Origin of the sequence: Mycobacterium sp., from assembly GCF_035499775.1 — a bacterium.
In the GTDB taxonomy this organism is placed as follows: Bacteria; Actinomycetota; Actinomycetes; order Mycobacteriales; family Mycobacteriaceae; genus Mycobacterium.
In genome coordinates this window covers 1-6,836 of the sequence record NZ_DATJYB010000628.1, presented here as the reverse complement: position 1 = coordinate 6,836, position 6,836 = coordinate 1, and the positions used below count along the sequence as shown (strand labels likewise).

At 65.5% G+C, this 6,836-nt stretch carries 7 protein-coding genes; 4 read left to right on the top strand and 3 right to left on the bottom strand.

Annotated elements, in window-relative coordinates:
- Positions 1-124 precede the first annotated feature (124 nt).
- Positions 125-382: a hypothetical protein gene (locus VML93_RS37475; protein WP_325618775.1), complete on the top strand. Its 258-nt coding sequence runs from the start codon at positions 125-127 to the stop codon at positions 380-382.
- Between the two features lie 28 nt (positions 383-410).
- Here the strand turns inward: VML93_RS37475 and VML93_RS37470 are convergent, their stop codons facing one another.
- Entirely contained in the window at positions 411-1,628 is a 1,218-nt protein-coding gene (locus VML93_RS37470; RefSeq protein ID WP_325618773.1) for an alpha/beta hydrolase family protein, read from the bottom strand.
- A gap of 90 nt (positions 1,629-1,718) precedes the next feature.
- On the opposite strand from VML93_RS37470, the gene VML93_RS37465 reads away from it, so the two are divergent.
- Positions 1,719-2,279, top strand: coding sequence for a TetR/AcrR family transcriptional regulator (locus VML93_RS37465; RefSeq protein ID WP_325618771.1), 561 nt, complete (start codon positions 1,719-1,721; stop codon positions 2,277-2,279).
- Between the two features lie 6 nt (positions 2,280-2,285).
- Here the strand turns inward: VML93_RS37465 and VML93_RS37460 are convergent, their stop codons facing one another.
- The gene (locus VML93_RS37460; RefSeq protein ID WP_325618769.1) at positions 2,286-3,815 is read right to left on the bottom strand and encodes a wax ester/triacylglycerol synthase family O-acyltransferase; all 1,530 of its coding nucleotides are present in this window, start codon (positions 3,813-3,815) and stop codon (positions 2,286-2,288) included.
- A 400-nt stretch (positions 3,816-4,215) separates the two neighbouring features.
- On the opposite strand from VML93_RS37460, the gene VML93_RS37455 reads away from it, so the two are divergent.
- Positions 4,216-4,824, top strand: coding sequence for a QsdR family transcriptional regulator (locus VML93_RS37455; RefSeq protein WP_325618767.1), 609 nt, complete (start codon positions 4,216-4,218; stop codon positions 4,822-4,824).
- Here VML93_RS37455 and VML93_RS37450 read toward each other — a convergent pair.
- Positions 4,809-5,882, bottom strand: a complete 1,074-nt coding sequence (locus tag VML93_RS37450) for a GGDEF domain-containing protein (protein WP_325618765.1) — start codon at positions 5,880-5,882, stop codon at positions 4,809-4,811. The two genes, VML93_RS37455 and VML93_RS37450, sit on opposite strands and share 16 nt — an antisense overlap.
- A gap of 707 nt (positions 5,883-6,589) precedes the next feature.
- Between VML93_RS37450 and VML93_RS37445 the strand changes: the two genes are divergently transcribed.
- On the top strand, positions 6,590-6,836 hold a 247-nt coding region (locus tag VML93_RS37445; protein WP_325618763.1), incomplete at its 3' end, for a LysR family transcriptional regulator.

Sequence of the window (6,836 nt, the reverse complement as noted above, 5' to 3'; positions counted from 1 at the left end):
GAGTGGTCACACTACTGTTCACGCCCGAAGTCGCGGGCAAGCCATTGCCGGGGTCGGGACCGTCGGTGGAAAGTGAGCAGGAAGCTCGCGAACTGGCCGGCGAGGCGGCGTGATACTGGGTGCCGTGAGATCGCGGATCATTTCGCTGATTGGGGTGATGCTGGCCTACACCGCGGACCCCAGGATGGAGAACCCGCTGCCTGGCATCCACATTCAGCCGCGCGACGTCGGCGACAGGGCGCAGGCTGCGCTGGAAGAACTCCTTACCCAGGGACGGATAAAGCCCTTCATCGGCAAGGTGGTCGACTTCGAGGAGCTGCCGGCAGCGCTCGACGAGATGGATCGGCGGCTGACGATGGGCCGGACGGTGGTCAAAGCCTGAGCCCCCGTCCGACCGCTACGCCACTTCCTCACCGGTTCAGCTGCTCGTCGAGCCAGTCGTAGATCCGCCCAAAGGCCAGCCGCTGGGCACCGGTGTGGCAGTGCGCGCCGGCACCTTCGGCGTCGGTGAATTCGAAATATGCCTTCTCACAAGTGAGATGGTCGAACAGCAGCTTGGGCTGACCGTCGAAGAAGAGGTCGTCTTCGGCATCGCATACCAAGGTCGGGCAGGTGATCTGTTCGGCGATTCCGCCGGCCACCGTGTAGTCCAGGTACGAGGCGAGAAACTCTCTGGGACTGCTGCACCCCATGACGTACTGACCGTGGGTGGTCGCCCACCGGATCACCGGATTGGTCGCCACCACCTGTTCCAGTGCCGCGTCGAGTTCGGGTGCGGATTCCGCACGCAACATCGCCTCCGCCTCGACGCGCGGGCCCGGGATGTTGTTCGTCGCGGTAAGCCCCATGTCGTAGACCCCGTCCAGCGCCACACACGCGGCCAGCCGCTGCTCGAAGGCTGCGGCCCGGGGCGCCAGCAGCCCACCCATCGAGACACCCACGAGGCCGATCCGCGCGGGATCGACCCCCGGCCGTTGCAGCAACCAGTCGAGCACCGGCGTGACGACGTTCTCCCAGTCAGGACGGAACACGAGACCGTGCAGGCGGCGCGCCGCGGGCTGGCCGGGACCGTCGAACGTCAGGACGTGATAACCCCGCTCCTGTCCGGCGGCGGCGCCGATCCAGTGCATCTCCTCGCAGGTGCCGTCGAAGCCGCTGTGCAGGATCATCGTCGGGCGTGGGTCGGCTCCGCTCCCGGCGGCGCGATAGAAGTAGCCGTGCAATACGGTTCCCTCATAAGGGATTTCGACGGGTTCGATCGGAGGATCGAACAGCGCTGCGGCCGCAGCGAAGCACTCCCGCGAGCGCCGGTAGGCGTGGTCGATACGGGGGTCGCTGGGGTTGCCGTGCAGGAAGAACTCGGCGGCGCGGTAGTAGTTGTTGGCCCGCATCAACCCGTCGCGGGCACTGATCCGATGTCCGGCGGCAAGCATCTTCTCGGCCTCGGCGCTGACCCAGTCGGCAGTGGCCAGCCATTCGTCGTGCCAGCTGTCGTAGTCGCCTTCGGTGATGGCCGCGGAGGTGGTCAGGACCTCGCCGATGTCGGCTCCCCCGTAGGCGGTGTGGCCCAGGGTCCGCAATGTTTCGAACCAGAAGGACGGTTCATTGGCGAACAGCACCGGCTTCATCGTGAGGCTCCTTAAGTCATTTTGAGTTGCTTTAGTGACTGTAGCCCTAGTGGATGGCTAAAGCAACTAGAAATGCGTTAGTGTTGCGTCATGGTTGAGGTTCAGCGCCGTCCCGGCGGCCGCAGCGCGCGGGTGGTGGCGGCCGTGCATGCCGCCGTCAATGAGCTGGTGGCAGACGGAAACCCCAACGGCGTCACGGTCAGCGAGATCGCCGAACGGGCGGGAGTGAATCCGACGAGCATCTACCGCCGATGGGGCACGGTGGAGGCGCTGATCCTCGATGTCGAGGAGGCGCGGGTCGAGGTCGTTTCGCCGATTCCGGACACCGGATCGCTGCGTAGCGATCTGCTCGCCTACGCCAGGCAGGCGGCCCGCGAAATCGCCCGGCCCGGCGGGATGGCGTTCCTGCGTGCGGTGCTGGCGGTACGTCAGGACGGGGACCCGCGCCACAGCGAGCCGTTACGCAAACGGGCCGGCCAGCTCCAGGCGATGCTCGACCGCGCCGGCGACCGTGGTGAGGCCGCCCCGCACCTGACCGACGTCCTGGACTGCATCCTGGCGCCGATCTACCTGCGGACGATCTTCGGTGTCGGAGGGCTCGACGAAGAGGACCTTGTCCCGTTCGTGGATCGCGCGCTGGCTGCCGCGTAGAGCAGTTCAGCAGATGTCGTCGGTCTGGGCACGCCCGGCCCGCCCGCGACGAGGGTGGGCTGGCTGCGGGGGTTGCACCCATTCGGCTCCGCTGGCTTCCATCAACCGGCTGATCTCATCGATGTGCATGTCGGCAAGGTCCCACACGTCGGGTACCAGGTCGCGGTCGACGATGAAGCCGAAGTCGAGTCGGTCGAGGTAACTGACCACTGTGATGTTGAGTCCCTGTCCGTCGGTGACGATCGACACCGGAAACTGGTGGCACAGTTGGGCACCCGCGAAGTACAGCGGCTGGCGGGGTCCGGGCACGTTGGAAATCACCAGGTTGAACGGCTGCGCGAAGCGGTCGGCCAGCCGCAGCCGCGACGCGAGTCGCACCGCCGAGGTCGCCAGTACCGGCGCGGAGAACTGGGTGAGGTCGACGAGCTCGTCGGCCGGCACCATGTCGAGGGTGCGCTTGGCGTTCCGCATCGCCTCGCTGCATCGGGCGACGCGTTCCAGTGGGTCCGCGCAATCGGTAGGCAACTCCGCCACCAGACCCGACACCCGGTTGGTCCACGGGTCGTCCTCCTCGCCGGTACGGATCGACACCGGCACCATGGCCCGCAGCGGACGATCCGGCAGCGCGTCATGAGACAGCAGGTACTGACGAAGCCCGCCCGCGCAGATGGCCATCACGATGTCGTTCACCGTGCCGCCGGTGGCGTTCTTCAGTGCCTTGACATTCTCCAAAGATGTTGTCCGCATGGCGAATCGGCGATGGCCCGTGATCGACTTGTTCCACGGGGTCGGCGGCGCCTGCGTCGTCGGCAGACTGATGCGCGGCCCGTCGGAGCGGCCCAGTCGGGCGATGGCCTTGACCGCCGCCCCGGTCTGGCTGGCCGCGCTGCCGACGCTGTTGATACCGGCCGTGTCGGCGATGCTGCGGACCAGTCGCGCTTGAACCCGCAATGCCCTGACGGGATTCAGTGCCAGCCGAGTCGCCGTGCGCCGCAACAGGTCCACCGTGCTCGGCAGAGGCTCGGCATCCCATGGGAGGCTCTCGCCCGGCGGCGGGGCGTCGGGGTCGGGATCAGTCATGATCTGCAGCATGAGCTGCCCGGCGGCGCCGTCGATAGTGGCGTGGTGGTACTTGGTCAGCAGCGCCCAGCGCCCGCTGTGCAGGCCGTCAATGACGTAGACCTCCCACAGCGGTCGGGTCCGATCCATCGGGCGACCGACGATGCGGCAAACCTGGTCGGCCAGTTGATCGACCATGCCCGGCTTGGCCAAATGGATCTCCCGGATATGGAAGTCGAGATCCAGGTTGGGGTCGGCCACCCAATAGGGATGGTCGAGCCCCAAAGGCACCTCGACGAGGCGGCGGCGCAACGGTTCGAGCTCGCCGACCATGGAGGCGAACTTGGCATAGACGGCGGCAAACGGGTCGTAGTCCGCGCTGGGCCGCTCGAAGATCATCAGGCCCGTGACGTGCCCGAAGGTCGTCGGCGTCTCCATGTAGAGGAAGGTCGCATCCAGGCCGGAAAGTTGCTTCACGAATAGCTCCTCAGGTGGTCAGCATTCCGCCTTCAACGGACAGCGTTATTCCGGTGACGTTACTGCTGGCGCCGCCGGCGTCAATGGTCCGATCGCGGTCCGCGACCGCGTCGTCACCAATTATGCAACATCTGACTATATGTTGCATAGATGCGACTCTTAGGAGTTGGATCACACGCCATGCGCCGGCGCCGAGCGGCCGACCGAATTATCTTCGGACGCCGAAGTTGCTGTAATCACCTCTTAAATTGCGTCTTTCAGATTCTAAAGTCGTCGTCGAGCTGGTTGGATCGCCGGATCAGAGAGGCGGCACTGTGCAACATTTGCTAATCTGCTGCACACGGCTTGAAGTGTTCTGACGGACAGGAGGTGCACGATCAGCGCAACACCCCTATCCCGCTTGTTGGCGGAGGAGCGCAAGCCCGACGCGCTGGATGCGTTCCGGGTCGCCCGGAGATGGTTCATGGCCGGACGGCGTATCGAGATGCGGGAACTGGCTGCCGAACTCGGCGTGAATCGCGCGACGCTGTTTCGGTGGGTCGGCAGCCGCGACGAACTGCTCGGGGAGGTTCTGTGGTCGCTCGCAGAGCCGACCCTCACCGCGGCGGTTCAGGCCTCCGTCGGCAACGGCGCACAGCGCATCACCGGAGCGGTCGGTCGGTTCGCAACCCTGCTCGACCGTGCCGACTACCTTCGGGAGTTCTTACGGCGCGAGCCGGAACGTGCGCTGAGGATTCTGACCACACGCGCCGGCACCGTCCAAGCACGTCTGGTGTCCGCCATCGACGCCCTGCTCAACGACGAAGTGTCAGCGGGCAACCTTCGCTTACCACTTCCGCCGCGTGAAATGGCCTATCTCATCGTCCGGATCGTGGAGTCTTTCCTCTACGCCGAGTTCATCACCGGCGAAGAACCCGACATCGTCATGGCGGAGTTGGCAATTGGGGTACTGCTCGGGCGCGAGAACCCTGACGACAATGAAGGCGGCGCCGGTCAGCACAGTTCGTGATGCTGAAACCGGTTGCCCCCCAGCCGTTTAGCCTGATACATCGCGGCATCGGAGGCTGTGACCAGCTCCTCGAGAAGTGACTGGTGGTCGCCGTCGGTGGTGCCATCGAGGCGGGCACAAGCCGTGCCGATGCTGGCGGTAACCCCTGCGGTCGAGGTTTCGATGGCGTGGCACATCTGCGCGGCCAAAGGTTCGGCGTTGCACGTTGCCGAAGTGCCGGCCAGGAGGAATTCCTCGCCGCCACTGCGTGCCACCACCGCCTGGTCATCGGCGGCACCCAGTAGCGCCTGAGCGACTTGGACCAGGGCATGATCGCCGGCAGCGTGGCCGCGATTGTCGTTGAGCGCTTTGAAGTTATCGAGGTCGATGACCAGCACCACGAGGTGTGCGTCGATGCCCCGGCGGCCCAGAATCATCCCCAGCGCATTGTGCTGAAACGCTCGGCGGTTGAGCAGGCCCGTCAGCGGGTCGCGGTCGGCGCGCAGCAGATCGCCCGCCAACGCCCGGACCAGGACTCGGATGGCCAACGGTAGGGCGATGTTGACCTCAACCACCAGCCACAAGTCGACGCCCGCCAGGCTGGGGTGTCCGGATGTCACTAGCCGCATGGCCTCGAAGATGCCGACAGCCGCGGCCACCGCAAAGTTGTAGAGCACGAATCCGGTCGTGTGGAAGAACGCGATATAGGCGCCGAAGGTCGCAAAGGCGATACACCCGATCAGCGCCGCGAGTGGGTTTGGGTGTGCCAGACACGCCAAGGCGACGGCGGCGTTGCACGTCACGGCGAAGGCCACCGACTGCGCGCGAGTCGGCCAGCGCCACGTCCACAGCAAGACCCCCGCTACCCCACCGGCGACGGCAACCCAGGTCATCGCGACCGGCACCGCGCCGCGGGGGCCGTCTGAACCGGAAAGCAATGCGACAAGACACAACACCATCGACGCCGCGATGGCCGCCATCAAGGCCCGGGTGGCACCGCCGATACCCCGCGCCGCCAGGTAACCCGACAGCCAGTCGTACTGATCGGCCCGCCACCAACGGCTAAAGATCTTCGCCATTGTTGACTCCCAATCGCTACCACCGATATCCACGTCGCGGCGCTCGTTGCATCTCACGGCTCTGTCGAAGCCGACCATGCAGATTACCGCGAGGGTGCCCTCACAGATTGGCGCATTCGCGCACATCCTTCAGTGAGCCATGACATGACCGCGCCCTGGTCCGAGCCTGTCGGACCAGGGCGTGACAGTGGATCAGGCGATCGGCCGTCGCTGTCGGCGTACCGCAGGGATTAGCTGAGCTGGCTCGGCCGTCCTTGCGACCCGACAGACAGACCCGTCCACATTCCCCGCTCGAGTTCTTCCTGCGGGCTGCCGGCTGGAGTCGACTCGCCGCTGCCGCTCATGAAGTGAACGGGTTCGAATCGGTGCCGACGGGGTTCCGGTCGCTGCTGGTCGGTGCCACTCCCGCGACACCAGCAGCGAAGACGAGAGCGACGCTGACCATTACGTTCGTGATTGCTTGGCGGTACCGATGCGGCGATGCAAGAGCTGACTGTTCTGCGTGTGCGATCGACATCGTCGTCTCCTTCCTGGCATCGCGATGTACTTCCAACGTGACCGTGTGGCTGACATTAGAGACCGGCAATCGATGCGTCTAATACCTTAGGATGGCATTATTCATTCATGAATGAATGGATAAGCCTGGACCAGGCCAGGTCGCAGCTGCAAGATTCTCGGCTGTGTCCGACGTAACACTCGTTCAATCAATGGCCCCCAAGCTGGCGCTGCTGCACGCGGTGGCCGAGGAGGGCAATCTCACCAGGGCCGCGGCCGCGGTTGGCCTGCCGCAGCCGACCGCGAGTCGATGGCTGACTGCGCTGTCCGCCGAGTTGGGCACGCCGATCGTGGTGCCCGACGGACGAGGGATCCGGCTCAGCCGTGCCGGCGCCAGCCTCGCCGAGGCGGCACGCCGAGCGCTGTCCGAGTTGGCCGCCGGGGTGCGTCAGGCCGCCG